General features: G+C 43.2%; 13 protein-coding genes. 11 read left to right on the forward strand and 2 right to left on the reverse strand.

Annotated elements, in window-relative coordinates; genetic code table 11:
* Positions 1-73 precede the first annotated feature (73 nt).
* Positions 74-1006 (forward strand): hypothetical protein, encoded by a 933-nt coding sequence (locus NG22_RS04865; RefSeq protein WP_053404679.1) that lies wholly within the window; start codon positions 74-76, stop codon positions 1004-1006.
* Here NG22_RS04865 and NG22_RS04870 read toward each other — a convergent pair.
* On the reverse strand, positions 983-2065 hold the full coding sequence (locus NG22_RS04870) for an aminotransferase class V-fold PLP-dependent enzyme (protein ID WP_053404680.1): 1083 nt from the start codon (positions 2063-2065) through the stop codon (positions 983-985). The two genes, NG22_RS04865 and NG22_RS04870, sit on opposite strands and share 24 nt — an antisense overlap.
* A 190-nt stretch (positions 2066-2255) precedes the next feature.
* Here NG22_RS04870 and NG22_RS04875 point away from each other — a divergent pair, with 190 nt between their 5' ends.
* The 7 genes from NG22_RS04875 (at position 2256) to NG22_RS04910 (ending at position 10765) form a co-directional block, all read left to right on the forward strand.
* Positions 2256-4208 carry an OmpA family protein gene (locus NG22_RS04875; RefSeq protein WP_072159036.1) on the forward strand — a complete coding sequence of 651 codons (1953 nt, stop codon included), beginning with the start codon at positions 2256-2258 and terminating at the stop codon, positions 4206-4208.
* Positions 4209-4220: 12 nt separating this feature from the next.
* Positions 4221-6287: a dihydrofolate reductase gene (locus NG22_RS04880; RefSeq protein WP_053404682.1), complete on the forward strand. Its 2067-nt coding sequence runs from the start codon at positions 4221-4223 to the stop codon at positions 6285-6287.
* Positions 6288-6908: 621 nt separating this feature from the next.
* On the forward strand, positions 6909-7667 hold the full coding sequence (locus NG22_RS04890; RefSeq protein WP_172674324.1) for a PorP/SprF family type IX secretion system membrane protein: 759 nt from the start codon (positions 6909-6911) through the stop codon (positions 7665-7667).
* Positions 7668-7690: 23 nt separating this feature from the next.
* Complete coding sequence (locus tag NG22_RS04895; protein WP_053404685.1) at positions 7691-7945, forward strand: type IX secretion system membrane protein PorP/SprF; 255 nt, start codon at positions 7691-7693, stop codon at positions 7943-7945.
* A 61-nt stretch (positions 7946-8006) separates the two neighbouring features.
* Positions 8007-8525 carry a hypothetical protein gene (locus NG22_RS04900; RefSeq protein WP_053404686.1) on the forward strand — a complete coding sequence of 173 codons (519 nt, stop codon included), beginning with the start codon at positions 8007-8009 and terminating at the stop codon, positions 8523-8525.
* A gap of 17 nt (positions 8526-8542) precedes the next feature.
* Positions 8543-9958: a CCA tRNA nucleotidyltransferase gene (locus tag NG22_RS04905; protein WP_053404687.1), complete on the forward strand. Its 1416-nt coding sequence runs from the start codon at positions 8543-8545 to the stop codon at positions 9956-9958.
* Positions 9959-10054: 96 nt separating this feature from the next.
* Positions 10055-10765: a hypothetical protein gene (locus tag NG22_RS04910; protein ID WP_053404688.1), complete on the forward strand. Its 711-nt coding sequence runs from the start codon at positions 10055-10057 to the stop codon at positions 10763-10765.
* A gap of 240 nt (positions 10766-11005) precedes the next feature.
* Here NG22_RS04910 and gldC read toward each other — a convergent pair whose 3' ends face one another.
* Complete coding sequence (gldC, locus tag NG22_RS04915) at positions 11006-11356, reverse strand: gliding motility protein GldC (protein WP_053404689.1); 351 nt, start codon at positions 11354-11356, stop codon at positions 11006-11008.
* 703 nt (positions 11357-12059) lie between these two features.
* Here gldC and NG22_RS04920 point away from each other — a divergent pair.
* From NG22_RS04920 to NG22_RS04930, 3 genes are all read left to right on the forward strand, one after another.
* Positions 12060-13094 (forward strand): NADP(H)-dependent aldo-keto reductase, encoded by a 1035-nt coding sequence (locus tag NG22_RS04920; protein WP_053406885.1) that lies wholly within the window; start codon positions 12060-12062, stop codon positions 13092-13094.
* A gap of 146 nt (positions 13095-13240) precedes the next feature.
* Complete coding sequence (gene holA / locus NG22_RS04925; RefSeq protein WP_053404690.1) at positions 13241-14263, forward strand: DNA polymerase III subunit delta; 1023 nt, start codon at positions 13241-13243, stop codon at positions 14261-14263.
* Positions 14264-14457: 194 nt separating this feature from the next.
* Positions 14458-17571, forward strand: coding sequence for a tetratricopeptide repeat protein (locus NG22_RS04930; protein WP_053404691.1), 3114 nt, complete (start codon positions 14458-14460; stop codon positions 17569-17571).
* Positions 17572-17583: the final 12 nt, after the last annotated feature.

Genomic DNA, 17583 nt, shown 5'->3' on the forward strand with positions numbered 1-17583 from the left:
TTTTCTTTTATGGCTCGGTTTTAAGCCGCAGGCTTTTTCTCAATCGTGGAGGGCAGATTTAGATAGTGCAGAAATGATTGCGGTCTTATTAAGGAAGGATCAGGTATTTTTGGACGGTATTATTTACCAAGAATGTCCCACCAATATGAGGGTTTCCGAAATAGCATCTGTTTCTTTTCAAAAAAATACTGCTCATTTATGGAGTGAGGAGGGATATTTTCACAGGCTGCTGCAGGGCGGTTGGAGCGGTGGCGATAAAACCACTTACCTGGAATGTGTCTTTGCCGAGGGGAATTTTTTCGGAGTTTATTTTGATCGTTCCACCATGAACCATCTCTATGAGCAGCAATATTATTATGCCATTGCAAGGGATTCTCTCTTTTTTTATTCAGATGCTCAAAGGAAAAATTTTAAATTCAGTTTTCATATTGATGGTCTGAACGATGAATTCCTGAAAGTCTCCAATAAGTTAGTGAACGACAGAATGTATACCCGAATGCCGGTCTATGATATGAATTGGAGTGCTAATATTGGTCATCAGTTTTTGTATCAGGAAGGACGATTACAATGTGGGAACTCACCGGATTATTCTGATGATTGTGCCGAATGCCTGCGTTTGGGGGATGATTTGGTGATCGGCCTGTCCAAGGCTGCCTTGCGTTCCTATCTGGCAGAAGTGGATTATAAAGAAACCAGCCCGGATAAATGGGTGATTTCAGACGGCCGTAATCGGGTGGTGTTATTTTTAGAAAACGATCGCTTAAAGAGAATAAAATGGATTGGTTTTGCCTCTAGGAGTAGCCTTAATTTTTCAGGAATCAGCCTGGGGGATATGGATCTTTATGTAGAGGAAAAATTCGGTAAGCCGATTCGAGTGGAGGTGGATCCTCAAAACCCGGAGAAGGAATGGTGGTATTATGGACCCTATCCTTTTCGCCTGCAGTTGCTTTCGGACAGGGTCCATATCATAGAAATTAATGGATTAGATACGCCACTCCATTATTAAATCTACCAAATATTCAATTTGCTCCTTAGAATGAGTCGGGAAGTTGGCAATCCGGATCTGGGAGGCTTTGGCCTTACCATAACCCGCACCAATGACCATTTGCTTACTTTTGAGGTATTCAATCAATGGGGCGGAACCACCCTCTACATTGGCCACCGCGACCGTGTCGGATTGTAGGTCTGCTTCAGTAACCAAAGGGCTGAGCTGGGGGTGATCCGTGAAAAGCTTTTGCAAAAGGGTCTTTTTATAAAGCGCTTCTCTTCTGATTTGTGTTACGCCCTTGCGCAACATATCCTCCGCGACTTTCCCCAAAAGGTAAATGTTTAATGTATTGGGCGTTTCTATGGTTTGATAGACCTTGCTTTTTTCGACTAATTCTAACAGCGGGTGGTAACTTGGGTAAACTTTTCCATCGGCAGTTAACTGCTCGGCCTTTTGAATGGCTTTAGGACTTACTATCCATACACCCAAACCGGAAGGCAAACCGAAGCATTTTTGTACCGAAAAATAAACGGAGTCAAATTGCTGAAAATCTATAGGAGTGGTTGGGGTGGCCGACACCACATCCAGTGCCATTAGTGCGTTTGGAAATTGCTCACGGGCTTTTTGCATATCCGCATAAGGGTGTTTTACCCCTGTTGCCGTTTCATTAAGGGTGAAGTGGATTAATTCCGGAGTTTGCCGGATATTGGCCCCCTCGAATTTGGCGCATTTTCCTGCCTCCGCGGTGATGATTTCCGCTTTTTTCCCTAATCGTTGGAAGGCTTTAGCGCATTTGTCCGAAAAAGAACCATGCACGAAGTGAAGGCTGGTTTCGTCTACTAAATTTTCGGCCATACGATCCCATACTTCGGTTGCAGAAGTGGTGAAAACGATTTCATATTCTGCCGGAATTTCAAGTAGCGAACGTAAATTTTCCTGGGTGTTTTGGTATAAATCCTTAAAAGCCTGGGAGCGGTGACTGATCGCCATGACCTGTTCTTTTAAAGCACTTTTGAGGTGATCTTCCAGCGTAAAATAGGTGGCCGAAGGGCCCGGAACAAAAAATAATTGAGGCATATTGGATAAGATGTTAAAGTCAAAGGTTTTGTTGTTCTTTGCTGAAAAAGGATATTTTTTCGGCCTTTCAAATTAATGAGAAATCTTCATTATTTTTAGTTTATTCAGGAACAAGCTCTGTATTATTCTTTATATTTCCGTTTCAACGGCATTATGGCACTAATTTTCAATAGCCAGCATTAACAAAATTATGATTAGAAAAATATTTGCGATTATCACGTTGATGTTATTCGGAGGCATAAACCTTTATGCCCAGGGACATCAGGGATTTTCCACTTCCTCCAAAAAAGCAATTAAACTTTATGACCAGGCAACAGTCCTGCTGAAGGCCCGACAGTTTCCGGAAGCAGAGCGAAAGCTTTTTGATGCCCTGAAGAAAGATCCGGATTTCATTGAGGCTCACCTTCGTCTGGCGAGTATCTATAGTTTATACCGTAAGCCTCAATATGAAAAGGAACATTTAGAGAAAGTGGCCACCATAGCGAATGGCAACCCGAAATACGCTAAAGTCTATGGTAAATTGGCCGGTGTCTATTTTAATGAAGGGCGATATGATGATGCTTTGGCCATGGGGAAAATGCATATGCAGGCCCGGCCACCAGAGCGGGAAGCAAAGCAAACCGAATGGGTGATGGAGTGTGCGGCTTATGCGAAGGAATTAATGAGCGAACCGGTGCCCTTTGTGCCAAAGGAGATGGACACCAATGTGAATCAGTTTGCTTTGCAATATTTTCCGGTAGTTACAGTGGATGAAAAAACCTTGATTTTTACACGTCGGGTTGGCAATGGCCGCACAGATACGGAAGATATTGTGATTTGTAATAGAAGGGAAGACGGCAGCTGGTCGGATCCGGTGTCTATTTCTGACCGGATCAATACCGAGATGAATGAAGGGACTTGCACTATTTCCTCGGATGGGAAAATGTTGATTTTTACCTCTTGCAGTGGAGAAAGAAAGAGCTTCGGGAGCTGTGATTTATACGTGACCTATAAAGTTGGAGAAGAATGGAGTGAACCGGAGAATCTGGGGAAAACGGTCAATTCAAGTGCCTGGGAATCTCAGCCAGCCTTAAGTGCAGATGGGCGGGAATTGTATTTTGTCTCTGATCGCCGGGGAGGTTTTGGGAAGCGAGACCTATTTGTGACCTACCGTACGCCGAGAGGCATCTGGACGCCCGCTACCAATTTAGGGAAAGAAATCAACACGAATGGAGATGAAGTCGGGCCTTTTATTCATGTGAATGGGCAGCGCTTGTATTTCTCTTCCAATGGGCATAAAGGTATGGGCGGTTATGATTTCTTCTATTCCGATAGAAAATCTGATGGCACCTGGGGGGAAGTGAAAAACCTGGGGTATCCGATTAATGATCATAAAGATCAGTCCTCTTTGGTAGTGAATGCCACCGGAACTACGGGCTATATCTCTATAGATGATTTGCATGGAGAGCATCCGGAATCCAAACTATATACTTTTGATATTCCGGAAGATCAGCGCATTCCGAACCGAAGCAGCTATGTGGCCGGTACCGTCTTTGATCTAGACACCAAGCAACCATTGGATGCAAAAGTGGAGCTGTATAATGTGGCCAATAATACCATGATTAATACCGTGGTATCAGATCCCGAGAATGGGGGCTACCAAATTGTACTGACCGAGGGAGAGCAATATGCTTTGTTTGTTTCCCGTAAAGGCTATTTGTATAAATCTATTCCATTCGATTATAAAAGGGTAGAAGGAGAAACGCCTAAGCCGGTGCATCAGGATATTTACCTGGAGCCGATCCGTACTGGAACGGTTACCCGACTGGAAAATGTCTTTTTTGATTCGGATTCCTACCAATTGCGTGAAGAGTCTAAGTCAGAGTTGATGAAGGCAGTGAAATTCCTGGAAGAAAACCCGAAGCTGGTCATGGAAATTTCCGGTCATACGGATGATGTCGGAAATGCCAATTATAATAAGGAGTTGTCAAAAAACAGAGCAAAGGCGGTTTATGAATTCATGGTGTCGGAAAATATTGATGCCAACAGGCTTCGTTATAAAGGCTACGGCATGGATCAGCCGGTGGTGGATAATGACTCTGATGTCAATCGTCAAAAAAATAGAAGAATTGAGTTTAAGGTCATTGGTGACCAATATAATTAATGCATAACCTTTATGAATAAGTTTTTTATCACCCTTGGATTGGCGGCCGCTTTGGTGGGTTTGCAGTCCTGTGGCGGGAATACTCCGGAAAATAAAGCCAGCACGGAAGTGGCGGAGGAAGCTTCGGATTTTAAATATAAAGTGGATCAGTTTGCGGATTTATCCATTTTGCGCTATAAAGTACCGGGATTTGAAGCGCTTAGCCAGCAGCAAAAAGTATTTGTATATTACCTTTCTCAGGCCGCTTTGGCCGGGCGCGATATTATTTACGATCAGAACTATAAGCACAACCTGTCAGTGCGCAAAACACTGGAAGCCATTTTGTCGGCGGAAGGAATGGATAAAAATACGGAAGAATGGAAAGGATTTGAAACCTATGCCAAGCGGGTATTCTTCTCCAACGGTATCCACCATCATTATTCTTCCGATAAATTGAAACCGGCCTGTTCTCAGGCGTATTTCGAAGGTTTATTGGCCAATATTTCGGAGGATCAGTTGCCTTTAAATGGGAAATCGAAGGCGGATTTCGTCTCTTTTATTGCGGAAGTGATTTTCTCGGATATAGACAATAAGCGGGTGAGTGCTGATCCTAAGACCGATTTGATTCAGTCTTCTGCGATGAATATGTACGCAGATGATATCACGCAAAAGGAGGTTGAGGAATTTTATAAAGCCAAGAAAAGCCCCAACCCGGATCGACCATTGAGTTTTGGATTAAACTCCAAGCTGGTGAAAGAGAATGGGGAAATTGTGGAGAAATTCTACAAAGTAGGCGGCTTGTATTCGGAGTCCCTGGAGCAAATGGTGTATTGGCTGGAGAAGGCCAAAACGGTTGCGGAGAATGAAGGGCAGAAAGAATGGTTGTCGCTTTTGATTCAGTACTATCAGACCGGTGACTTGCAGACTTTCGATGATTTCTCAGTAGCCTGGACCAAGGCCACTGAAGGAGATGTCGATATGATTCACGGTTTCATTGAAGTATACAATGATCCGATGAGTTACCGCGGCTCCTTTGAATCCATCATCGAAATCAAAGATCCGGAGGCCTCTTCCCGCATGGCGGCTTTGGCGGAAAATGCACAGTGGTTTGAAGATCATTCCCCAATTGATAAGGCTCATAAAAAATCAAAAGTAGTGGGGATTTCCTATAAAGTAGTGAATGCTGCCATGGAGTCTGGTGATGCAGCTCCTTCCACGCCGGTAGGGGTGAATTTGCCAAATTCAAACTGGATTCGAAAAGTATATGGCTCGAAGGCGGTTTCTTTAGGGAATATCAAGAATGCTTACGAAGAAGCCGGCGGTCCCGGAATGCTGGATGAATTTGCCTGGTCACAGGAGGAAAAAGAGCGTGCGATTAAATATGGCGTTCTATCGAATAATATGCGCACCGCTTTGCATGAGGTGATTGGTCACGCTTCCGGTCAATTGGAGCAAGGGGTAGGCACGCCTAAAGAAACACTGAAAAACTATTCAGATGCTTTAGAAGAGGCCCGGGCAGATTTGGTGGCGCTTTATTATCTGATGGATCAGAAATTGGTGGACATTGGCGTGATTCCGAATCTGGAAGTTGGAAAAGCGGCTTATGATGCATTTATGAGAAACGGCATGATGCTCCAATTGCGCCGCCTGGAGCCGGGAGCGATCATTGAACAAGCGCACATGCGTAACCGCGCCATGATTTCTCATTGGATTTTTGAAAAAGGGCAGGCGGAAGGCGTCGTGACGGAAGAAAAGCGCGATGGTAAAACCTTCTTTGTGATTAATGATTATGAAAAAATGCGTACCCTGTTGGGGCAGTTGCTGAATGAAGTGCAACGCATTAAATCTCAGGGAGACTATAAAGCTGGACAAGCCTTAATTGAAAATTATGGTGTACAAGTAGACGCCAGGATTTATCAGGAGGTGATTGATCGCTATGCACATTTGGATAGTGCGCCTTATGGAGGCTTTATTCAGCCAAAGTATACGGTTATCAAAGAAGGTGATGAAATTAAAGATGTTGAAATTTCTTACCCGGACGATTTTATTCAGCAGATGCTGGAATATGGGAAAGATTACGCCTTTTTGCCAGTGAATTAAGTCAGGATAATGCTAAAGAAAAAAAGGTTACCAAATTTATTGGTAGCCTTTTTTTATGTACTTTATTTAAAATTTTTTAGTCAAGATTTTCTGTCAGTGTATACGATTTGGCTTTACCTTCTTATTGAGATGCGATTATAAAAATTTATAGGCAAGACGAAAAATCAAAAAACCTTGTAAGAATTTTGCAAATTCTGGATAAAAATCAATGATTTTAGATGGAAAATGATTTTTTTTGAACCTTGAATGGCAAAAGGGATATTTCATGTAAATATTTTGATATTTATTGGACAAAAAGGAAATTTTCTCTTTTTTCATTCATGAGTGCTGTTTCTGACTTTTCTGTATTATTTTTTTGATTATTATTAGAAAGACTTTGTGTTTTTTCTAATATTTCAGACCGTATAATGCAGTAAGTACGCTAAACACGAACAAAAGAAGTTTTCTTGTGGGATTTGGACACAGATATTTCGATGTAATGTTTCGTGTGAGCCGGCAACAGCTTTAAGGGATAAGGCCGCTGTGTGGTACTTTTAGCCTCTTATTTAGATTAACTAATCAAAATATATATGGTTAATGAAGCCTAGGGGCGCCTTGTACAGCCCAAACCAACATCATCCTATGCATCGAATTTTACGCTTTATATTTATATGCCTGTCATTGATTTTTATTGACAAGCATTGCCAGGGGCAGGACTTTATGTTCTCTCAATTTTATAACGCGCCCTTTTATGTTAACCCTGCTTTTGTAGGGGCTACCCCTTATCATCGGATAACGATGAATAACAGGATTCAGTGGCCACAGCTTCCGCAAGCGGTGCAAACCCATGCGGTCTCCTGGGATTATAATGTCCGCAAACTGAATTCCGGATTTGGGGTAATGGCCTCTTCGGATAGAATTGGTACCGCCAATCTATCCACCAATCAGATGGCCTTTATGTATTCTTATATGCTACGCATTCAGAATAAGTTGATTGTTCGGCCCGGACTCTCCTTTGTGGCGGGAAACAGAAGCCTGGATATGGATAAATTGCTGTTTTCAGATAATAATGGGGTGCAACCCATCCCGCCTAATATCAAGAATGAGTTGGGGATGCATAATATCTTCGATTTTAACACGGGCTTGTTGGTGTACACTCGAAATTATTGGTTCAGTGCGGCGGTTTACCATTTGGCAACGCCTACCTTGACTTTTCAGGAAGATGGTACAGGAACTATTCCGATTAAATATACTTTCGCAGTAGGAGGGAATTTCAAGGTAAAGCAGAACGTATTTAATGCCAAATTGCGTAGTCTGGCTTTTTCTCCAAGTTTGATGTATGAACGTCAGGGGGATTTTGAAACGCTTTCCGCCGGGGTAAAGTATTACCACTATCCGTAACCATTGGTCTCTGGTACCGAGGGGTGCCTATTCCAATTTATCCGGAGGCCGTGACGAACAATCAGGCTTTTGTGTTCACAATGGGACTGACTTACGATATTTTTGAATTTGGTTACTCTTATGATTTCGGCTTAGGGGGAACAGGTTCCAAAAGTTTTGGTGGAGCGCATGAGCTTTCGATCAAAATCCTGATCAAACGCCATCCATTGAAACGAAGTAAGGATCATTACAAATCTTTACCGTGTCCGGCCTTCTATAAAGAAGAATTATTCTACTAAGAATGGCTTATGCATTTAAAAAAAAGATCGCTTTACCGGCGATCTTTTTTATTTTTGCAAAATGGAAATAAGACAAAATCGGGATTGGAAAAATAAAGTCTGGACCATTTCTCAGGGAAAGAAGAGTTGTTTGGTTTTTTCATTAAAAGAACTCGCGCTGTTTGAAAGGCTACAGCAGCAAGGCGGCTTTTCTGCGGATCAATGCTATTTACTGGTCAATGAGATCGGCTTGTTGAATATTTATTTTCATGAAGTTCCGGAGACCTCGCTGGATATTCTGGAATTTACCGATCGGCCGGTGGCACTGAGATTAAATGGAGGGCGTAATGTGCCTGCAGGGATGATGGCCGAAGACGATCGCTTAAATGCCTTTTTTATGAAAGCCGAACATTTTGGTGCGCTGGCCAGAGTGCAGCACCCCTTGGTGTTGGTGGAGCTGAAAGGAGGAATATCCGGGCAGGCATGGTTGCAGGCTGAGCAGAATCTGTTAATTTTGCAGGATGATAGTCTGCGGTTCCCTTTTAAGCGCCGGGAAGTGGCCATGGGGACCAATGGGGACATCAAGATTAAAGATCTTTAGTATCCAAAAGGGATTCAATGAATTATAAGTCATATTTAGACCAAATTCCGATTTTTGCTAAAATCGGTGCGTGCGCAGATGCTTTGGGGGTAGAAACCTATGTGATTGGTGGATTTGTACGCGATATTATATTAAATCGTCCGAGTAAAGATATAGATATTGTTTGTGTGGGTTCAGGTATTGAACTGGCACAGGAGGTGGCCAAGGCCGTTGGAAATGTGAAAGTGAATGTTTTCAAGAACTTTGGTACTGCCATGCTGAAAGATGGCGACTGGGAGGTAGAGTTTGTGGGGGCGCGTAAGGAGTCCTATAACCGTGACTCCCGCAAACCGATAGTGGAAGACGGTACTTTGGAAGATGATCAGAATCGTCGGGATTTTACGATCAATGCCATGGCGATCCGTCTGAATGCCGATCATTTCGGGGATTTGATTGATCCTTTTGACGGTATGGGGGATATCGAAAGAAAGATTATCCGTACGCCGCTAGATCCGGACATTACTTTTTCGGATGATCCTCTGCGGATGATGCGCGCGGTGCGTTTTGCTACTCAGCTTAATTTTGATATTGACGCGGATACCTTTTTTGCTCTGAGCAAAAATTCGGAACGTTTGTCGATCATTTCCCGCGAACGCATAGCGGATGAAATGAACAAAATGATTCTGGCCAAAAACCCTTCTTACGGCTTCAAATTACTTTTTCAGTCCAGGCTTTTGCATCAGTTTTTTCCAGAGATGGTAGCTTTGCAGGGTGTGGAGGTGAAAAACGGTCGCAAGCATAAAGATAACTTTTACCATACGCTGCAGGTGTTGGATAATGTGGCCGAAATGAGTGACGACCTTTGGTTGCGCTGGGCGGCGATTTTGCACGATATCGCCAAGCCACCAACGAAGCGTTTTCACCCTAAAGCAGGCTGGACATTCCACGGGCATGAGGATAAAGGGGCACGCATGGTGCCGGCTATTTTCCGTAAGCTGAAATTGCCTATGAATGAAAAGATGAAGATGGTGCAGAAGTTAGTGCGCCTGCATCTTCGTCCGATTCCATTGGTGAAAGAGGAAATCACGGATTCGGCCCTTCGTCGTTTACTGTTCGAAGCAGGGGAAGACCTGGAGCGTTTGATGATGCTTTGCCGTGCGGATATTACCTCTAAAAATGAGCGTAAGGTCACACAGTATCTGAAAAATTTCGACATTGTGGAGGAAAAGCTGCGCATAGTGGAGGAGAATGATCAGGTACGAAATTTCCAGCCACCGGTATCGGGAGAGGATATTATGGAATATTTTGATTTAAAACCTTCCCGTGAGGTAGGGCTTATCAAGGATGCGATAAAAGAAGCAGTTTTGGAAGGCGAAATCAAAAATGACAAAGAAGAAGCTTTTGCTTTGATGATTAAATTAGGAGATGAAATGGGGCTGAAAGCCGCAAAATAAATGGAAAGGGGTATGATCCCCTTTTTTCTTGTTAAATACTGTTAATTTTTATCTGATGGGTGATTTTTTCACTTATCTTCAAAGAAAATTTTTTTTATGAAAAGAATATTATTGGTGTTCGCCTTGATTTTGGGATGGAACGGCGTGCAGGCACAGGAGGTAGCAACAGATACACAAGATGAGCTTCCGAAAATTAATATTGCCGATTTTTATCATATTAATGATGCGGTTTATCGCCGTGCCATGCAGTATAATGACATGGGAGTGGCCAAGGATGCCCTTTACCGATTGATTACTGTTGATCCGCAGAATGATTCGCTTTTGGTGAATCTGGCCAATATTTATTTTGAGCAACGCCAGTGGATTTCAGCCGTTTTGGCTTCCAAAGATGCAAAAATGGTTAACCCGAATAATGTGGCGGCGCTACAAATTGAGGCGTATGGTTTACAGTATTTGGGGGTGAAGGATAAGGCAGCCGAAGCTTTTGAGGCCTGGTATTTAAAGACTACCGAGAAGGAGGCCCTTTATCAGTTGGCTCTTTTGCAACTGGAGTTGAAGAAATATGCCGAATGTGAAACCAATGTGGATATTCTGTTAGCAGATGCGGAATACATCAAAAATACTGCTCAGGTAGAGGGTACCGAGGGGAACCAGGTGACCATTCCGATGGAAGCAGTTCTTTATAACCTGAAAGGAGTAGCAGAATCTATTCAGGGCAATAAGGCAGAAGCTAAAAAGCTGATCGGAAAAGCAGTGGAGATCGCTCCGGAATTTAAAATTGCCAAAGATCGCCTAGCGACATTGTAAATAGACACGCGTGGCTTGCGTATAAAAAAGGGATGAAGTTGGAGCTTCATCCCTTTTTTGTTTTCCGGGGAAAATGATGGAATAATTTCCTGTTTTAAGTTTTTCCCAAGGCAGCAGATAAAGCCGGAAAATGGCAATTCACCTAAGCCTGGGTTATTATGAAATCAGTAGCATCCATCACCATTGCACAATAGAGTGCTTTTTAGTGTAACTCCTAAATATATAGGGGAATAATTTGGGCTAGGCTTCTTTCTTGCCGTTTTCCATTTCTTCAATATGGCGGCGCATCATTTTATCTGCCAGGGCTTTGATGTCACTGGCCATTTCTTCGTCTCCCGTCGAGTTGAGCAGGGTTTGGGCCATGCCACCAAGGGTATCAATGCAAAATCGTTTCATTTGATCTACCGGCATTTCTTTGTCCCAAAGATCAATTCGCAGCGTATTCAGCTGATTCGGATCCCAGATCGACAGGCTGAAGGCATGGGTTTCCTGCATTTGATCAAATGGGCCGTCTGTGGCATCCCAAAGGATTTTTTCGGGTACGTTGTTTTCATCCAGTTCAACGTCGATTTTTATGCTTGATTTTTTCATGGTTTCAGGTCTTATTTGATTAAAATTCCAAAAAAATTGAACGACTAGGCTGCCGTTTGCTCTTTTGTGCTGGCAATAATATTGAAATTTTCCTCTAAAAAAAATTGTTGACCCGCGAAGGTATCCGAATGTCTGCTTAATGATTTTCGTATCCCGGGAGATTAAACCGGATTATGCACACTTAATTTTTTCTTTAGCTGCAGAACGGGATAAATAAAGGAGTTTTTCTGTTTCGAGTTTTTTCCAAAGAAGCAGGTGAATGAGGAGAAAGCAAACTTGCCCAAATTTGGTTTATCCATAAATGAAAAAGAACGGTCTTATCGGCCTGAAAACAAATGATTTAAATCCGGATAATGAGTTTTGTGGTGAATAATTCGGTTTACTGGATTAAAGTCAGTGACCTGTTTCGAATTTGGCAGCGAAAGGATTTTAGTGATAGTGTGATCGGTCATTTATGCCTGAATAAATTGAAAGACCACTCTTTTGCCCGAATGATTGCAACAGGGGGGAGGAATAGGGGGATTATAGGCATATCCGAAAAGTGCATTTGTGGGCAAGAACCTCAAGGTGGGTTAATCTGATCATTTTCCTGTATTGAATCATATAAAAAAACAATAATAATTGTCTTCTGTCGCACTTTTTTTCCCTTGTGGGAATTAATTTGCTTGGTATATTTGAGCGCTTGTTAAATCTTCATCAATTTATGAAATACTCCAAATTAGGAAATACGTCGCTCAAGGTGTCTAAGATATGCTTAGGAACCATGACCTTCGGGCAACAAAATTCTGAAGCAGAAGGCCACGAACAAATGGATTACGCCCTGGATCAGGGGGTGAACTTTTTCGATACCGCCGAGCTGTATTCCATTCCTCCCAAGGCCGAAACGCAGGGATCTACCGAACGCATAATCGGAAGCTGGTTCAAGAAAAACGGGAATCGTGATAAAGTGATATTAGCTTCGAAGGTGGCGGGTCCGAATCCAAATTTTAAATGGTTCCGTGGAGGCGCTGATTTTTCCCGTCAACAAATTCGGGAGGCTGTAGAGGGTAGTCTGCAGCGCTTAGGGACAGATTATATTGATTTGTATCAATTGCATTGGCCGGATCGCTCCACCAACTTCTTCGGCCAATTGGGTTATGAACATCAATCGGATGATGTGACGGACTTTTCCGGTATTTTAGAGACCATGCAGGAGTTGATTTACGAAGGGAAAATCCGTTATGTGGGCATTTCCAATGAAACCCCTTATGGCTTTATGAATTATCTGCATTTAGCGAACAGCAAAAAAATGCCCAGGGTCATGTCCATTCAAAACCCTTACAATTTGCTGAACCGTTCATTTGAAGTCGGTAATGCGGAAATTGCCATTCGGGAACAGGCCGGTTTGCTGGCTTATTCACCTTTGGGTTTTGGCGTACTTTCCGGCAAGTACCGGAATGGTCAAAAGCCGGAGAATGCCCGAATCACCATTTGGCCGCATTATAGCCGATATTCTTCGGAGCAATGTGTTCAGGCAGTGGAAGGCTATGCTCAGGTGGCCGAAAAGTATGGTTTAAGCCTTACGCAATTGGCTCTGGGATTTGTAAATACGCGTCCTTTCCTGACTTCCAATATCATTGGTGCCACGACATTGGAACAGTTAAGAGAAAATATTGCCACTGTTAATGTGGAGATTACGGAAGAGATCATGGCGGATATCAATGCCGTGCATCAACAGTTTCCGAATCCTGCGCCATGATGGTTCGGGGGAAATAAAATATATTAGGAGCTTCGGCTCCTTTTTTATTGCCCCACAGATTTTCTATTGCCCTACTTTCCGCTATTTTTGTGAATTAAGGAGGGGTGTTCCCTTCAAAAACTTGTCTGAATTCAGCCTTTACCTGTATGCCATATAAAGCCGAGGACGTTCTGAAGCAACTTCGGAAAAAAGAATACGCCCCAGTTTACTTTCTGCAGGGCGATGAGCCTTATTTTATCGATCAGATTGCGGATTATATTGAAAAAAATGCCCTTCAGGAGCATGAAAAATCTTTCAATCAGATGGTGCTTTACGGGAAAGATGTTGCGGTGAGCGATATCCTTTCTCAGGCAAGGCGATTTCCCATGATGGCAGAGCGTCAGGTAGTGATCGTCAAAGAGGCACAGTCTATTAATGGCTTCACCAATAAGGAGCCTTCAGAGCTGATGGTGAATTACTTGAAGCAGGTGGTCCCTTCTACCATATTGGTTTTCTGTTTTAAAGGAAAATCTCTGGATAAGAGAAAAGCAATTTATAAGGCTTTTGAAGAATATGGTATTGTGGTGGATGCCAAAAAGATGTACGATAATCAGCTGCCGGCTTGGGTAGGCCGATATGTTCAGTCTTTGAAATGCACCATTACCGAAGAGGCCAGCTATTTATTGACGGAGCATATTGGAAATGATTTGGATCGGTTGACCAATGAAATCGCTAAGATTCAGACCAACTTCGAAGGGCCGGTCAACATTACGCCTGAGCTTATTGAAAAATATGTCGGCATTTCCAAAGACTATAATGTATTCGAAATGCAGCGGGCCCTGGCCTCCAGAGACGTATTGAAAGCCAATAAAATTGCACAGTATTTTGCAGCGAATCCTAAAGAGCACCCTTTGATTCCTCTGATTTCGGTCCTATTTGGTTTTTACTCCAAATTATTAATTGCTTCCCGTCAGCAGGATAAATCGGAGGCCGGACTGGCCCAAGTACTTCGATTGCCTCCTTTCGTGGTCAGGGAGTATAAGCAGGCCCTGCATTTGTATAATGTACAACAGCTGATGGGTAGTATACAAGCCCTTCATCTGGCGGATTTACAATCCAAAGGGGTGGAGAGTGGACAAAAAGACGAAGGGGCTATCCTGACGGAGTTGGTCTACAATATTTTACATTAAATAAAGGGGTAGTGGACTTTAAACCAGCTTTGCTTTCTTCAAAGCAAGGTCGAAAAAAATCCCCTCCTCTATCGGATAAGCGCACAAATATGCTTATTAAGTCAATTCTTTGATGTATTTTGAGGAATATTTTGTGCTTTATGAATTTTTCCTGATCAGTTTATGATGATCAGCTAACTTAGATGGCAATCTAAATGATGGTGAAAAAATTGCTTATGGCGGCAATGTTGCTTAGTGCTACAGAAGCAACCTATGCCCAAACTTCGGAAGGTCAGCAGGCCCCTCACCGAAAATACTCCCGCGGACTGGAATTAATGCAGCAGGGGAATTTCGTGGCGGCGCGATTGGCCTTTGAGTCCTACTTAAAAACTCAGAATGCGGCTTATCGAGCGGAGGCCGCCTATGGTCAGGCCAAAAGTGCCATTCAGGTGGAGGACATCGACGGCCTGCCACTGATGGAAGGTTTTATTAAAGAATACCCGACGCATCCTAAGCATCATTTTGCGCTGAAGGAGGTCGGGGATTATTACTACCGCAAGAAAAAATACCCTCAGGCGCTCAATTATTACGAGCAGGCGGATACTTATCAATTAGATGAAGCGGCGGCGCTGGAAGTAAACTTCCGCAAGGCATACGCCTATTTTTCCCAGGAAAATTTCGATCAGGCATTTCCACTGTTTGCAAATATCAAGCGGGTATCCGGACCACACCAGCATCAGGCGGCTTATTATGCCGGAGTGATTGCCTATCAGCAGGAGAAATATGATCAGGCCATCAGTGATCTCAAACTGGCAGCGGAAGATGATCAGTATAAGGCACAGGTGCCTTATATGGTGGCGAATATCTACTATCAGCAAAACCGCTATGAAGAACTGGTGGCCTATGTGGAGGAAAGCAAAAAGATTCCCCGTTTGGCCAATAAGCGGGAGATGATGTTACTTTCCGGCGAGGCTTATTTCCAGATGGGGCGTTATGAAAAAGCCGGAGAAGCATTTGATGCTTATTTGAATAATAACAGATCCACGCTTTCAGCGGACGTTTTATACCGTATCGCCTATACCTATTACAAATTGGGCGAAACGGAGAAAGCGGTAAACGCCTTCAAAAAGGTTGCGGCATCTGCGGATGAATCTGCGGTTTTGGCATCTTATTACTTGGGGCAATTGTACCTGAAGCAGGGTAATGATACCTATGCGTTGACGGCTTTTAACCAGGTGAGACAGGCAGAGGTGGAGCCTGCCCTGAAAGAAGAAGCAGAGTTTCAGTTCGCGTATTTGAATTATAAATTAGGCCGACTGGATGTGGCAGTTGAGGCACTGCAAGCCTTCGCAGCGAATTATCCAAGGTCAAGATATATACATCAGACCAACGATTTGATTGGAGACGCTTATCTGCATACCCGAAATTATGAGAAGGCGCTGAATTATTTTGATCGTATCCCTAATAAATCCGCCAAGGTGCGTCAGGCTTATCAGGAACTGGCTTATAAACGCGGGGTGGAATTGTTTAATGATAATCAGCCGGCAGAGGCCATACAGCTTTTTGAGCGATCACTGACTTATCCCTTGGATCCCGAATTTGAAAATCAGGCTTATTACTGGATAGGGGAAGCAAAATCGATTCAAAAGGAATGGGGCGATGCGATCAATGCTTATGCTCGTGTATTTGTCATTACAGCGCCAAACAGCCGCCTGTATACCAAGTCCAATTATGGAATGGGTTATGCTTTTTTTAATTCGAAGCAGTATAAAAAAGCAATTCCGCATTTCAAGGATTATACCCGTAGTCTGAGAATGGCCAGTGATAAAATGTTCTATAACGATGCACTGTTGCGTTTGGGAGATTGCTATTATGTGACCAAGGATTATTCTCAGGCGAAGAAAACCTATCAAATGGCCATTGATGAACATTTGACCACCCAGGACCATGCCTGGTTTCAGAAAGGAGTGGTGGCACAGCTGACCGGAGATGTGAAAACAGCTGAGCGTTCTTTTGATTATCTGATTAATTTGAAGCCTCAGAGCACTTATTACAGCAAAGCCTGTTTGCAAAAAGGGCAATTGTATTTGGAAAATACCCAGTATCAAAAAGCCATTGCTTCTTTTGATGAACTGATTCAGAATAACCCACAGAGTGCCTATGTGCCGTTGGCTATTTTGAAAAAAGCCGGCGCACAATACAACCTGCAGCAATATCAACAGGCATCGAAAAGTTATATTTCTATTATAGAGCAGTATCCACAAGACCCTTTGTCGGAAGAGGCCTTGATGGCCCTTCAGGAATCTTTGGCCGCAGCAGGTAAGCCGGAGGATTTCGGGAAGTATTTATCCGCTTATAAAGCACAACATCCGGATGGTAATCTGACGGATGTAGAACTGGAATCTGCCAAAAGTCTATATTATGCGCAAAAGTATGAAGCAGCCAAAGAGCAGCTAGAGAAATTCCTGCAGCAGTATGACAATACCGCAGCGGCTTCGGAGGCCCGTTATCTGATGGCGGAAATTTACTATCGTACAGACCAACTGCCGCAGGCATTGGAATGGTATAACAAGGTGGTGAAAGACGGTAAGAATAATTATATCAATAAATCACTTTACCGTCTGACGGATTTATACCGAGAGCTGGGAGATTATCCCCAGGCCATTACTTATGGTCGTCAGTTTGCTTTGAGAAGTAGCACGAAGAAAGAGCGTTATAATGCCTGGTCTGGCTTAATGCGATCATATTTCGAATTGCAGAACTATGATTCGGCGGTATTTTTTGCCTATCAGGTGAAAGAAAAAGCAGCCGTGAATGTGAATGCTTCCAATTTGGCAAATCTTTATATCGGAAAGTCATTATTGGCAGAAGGAAAACGACCAGAAGCCATGGATATGTTTGTGGAGTTAATGAATTCTGCTAAAGATGAAAATGGGGCAGAAGCACAATATTTACTGGCGGATATTTTCTATCAGCAAAAGCAACATAAGCAGTCGGTGGAGACGCTTTATGATCTCTCTCAAAACTTCGGTATTTATCCAAAATGGGTAGGTAAAGCTTATTTGTTGATGGTAGACAACTATGTGGCAATGGATGAGCTGTTTCAGGCAAAAGCTACGCTGACCTCTATAATAGAAAATGCCAATGATCCTTATTTGGTGAGGGAAGCACAGGTGAAGTTGGAGTCTGTGGAAAACCTTTTGGCTAAGCAGGTGGCGGTTAAGGATACTACTAAAGTCCAAATTGCCGAGCCGGATAGTGTGGTGGAGTCCGGAGATATTGTGGATGCTGATGGTGCCCGTAGCGCTTTAGAAACTGAAATCGATTAACCCGCTGACCGA

Origin of the sequence: Persicobacter sp. CCB-QB2 (assembly GCF_001274635.1) — a bacterium.
In the GTDB taxonomy this organism is placed as follows: Bacteria; Bacteroidota; Bacteroidia; order Cytophagales; family Cyclobacteriaceae; genus Persicobacter; species Persicobacter diffluens.

Bases quoted from the DNA above. Each gene is read 5' to 3' on its own strand.
- NG22_RS04905 (WP_053404687.1), top strand. From the start codon at position 8,543: ATGAATTATAAGTCATATTTAGACCAAATTCCGATTTTTGCTAAAATC.
- NG22_RS04890 (WP_172674324.1), top strand. From the start codon at position 6,909: ATGCATCGAATTTTACGCTTTATATTTATATGCCTGTCATTGATTTTT.
- NG22_RS04870 (WP_053404680.1), bottom strand. From the start codon at position 2,065: ATGCCTCAATTATTTTTTGTTCCGGGCCCTTCGGCCACCTATTTTACG.
- NG22_RS04880 (WP_053404682.1), top strand. From the start codon at position 4,221: ATGAATAAGTTTTTTATCACCCTTGGATTGGCGGCCGCTTTGGTGGGT.
- NG22_RS04920 (WP_053406885.1), top strand. From the start codon at position 12,060: ATGAAATACTCCAAATTAGGAAATACGTCGCTCAAGGTGTCTAAGATA.
- NG22_RS04930 (WP_053404691.1), top strand. From the start codon at position 14,458: ATGATGGTGAAAAAATTGCTTATGGCGGCAATGTTGCTTAGTGCTACA.
- NG22_RS04900 (WP_053404686.1), top strand. From the start codon at position 8,007: ATGGAAATAAGACAAAATCGGGATTGGAAAAATAAAGTCTGGACCATT.
- NG22_RS04910 (WP_053404688.1), top strand. From the start codon at position 10,055: ATGAAAAGAATATTATTGGTGTTCGCCTTGATTTTGGGATGGAACGGC.
- holA (WP_053404690.1), top strand. From the start codon at position 13,241: ATGCCATATAAAGCCGAGGACGTTCTGAAGCAACTTCGGAAAAAAGAA.
- NG22_RS04865 (WP_053404679.1), top strand. From the start codon at position 74: ATGATTGCGGTCTTATTAAGGAAGGATCAGGTATTTTTGGACGGTATT.
- gldC (WP_053404689.1), bottom strand. From the start codon at position 11,356: ATGAAAAAATCAAGCATAAAAATCGACGTTGAACTGGATGAAAACAAC.
- NG22_RS04875 (WP_072159036.1), top strand. From the start codon at position 2,256: ATGATTAGAAAAATATTTGCGATTATCACGTTGATGTTATTCGGAGGC.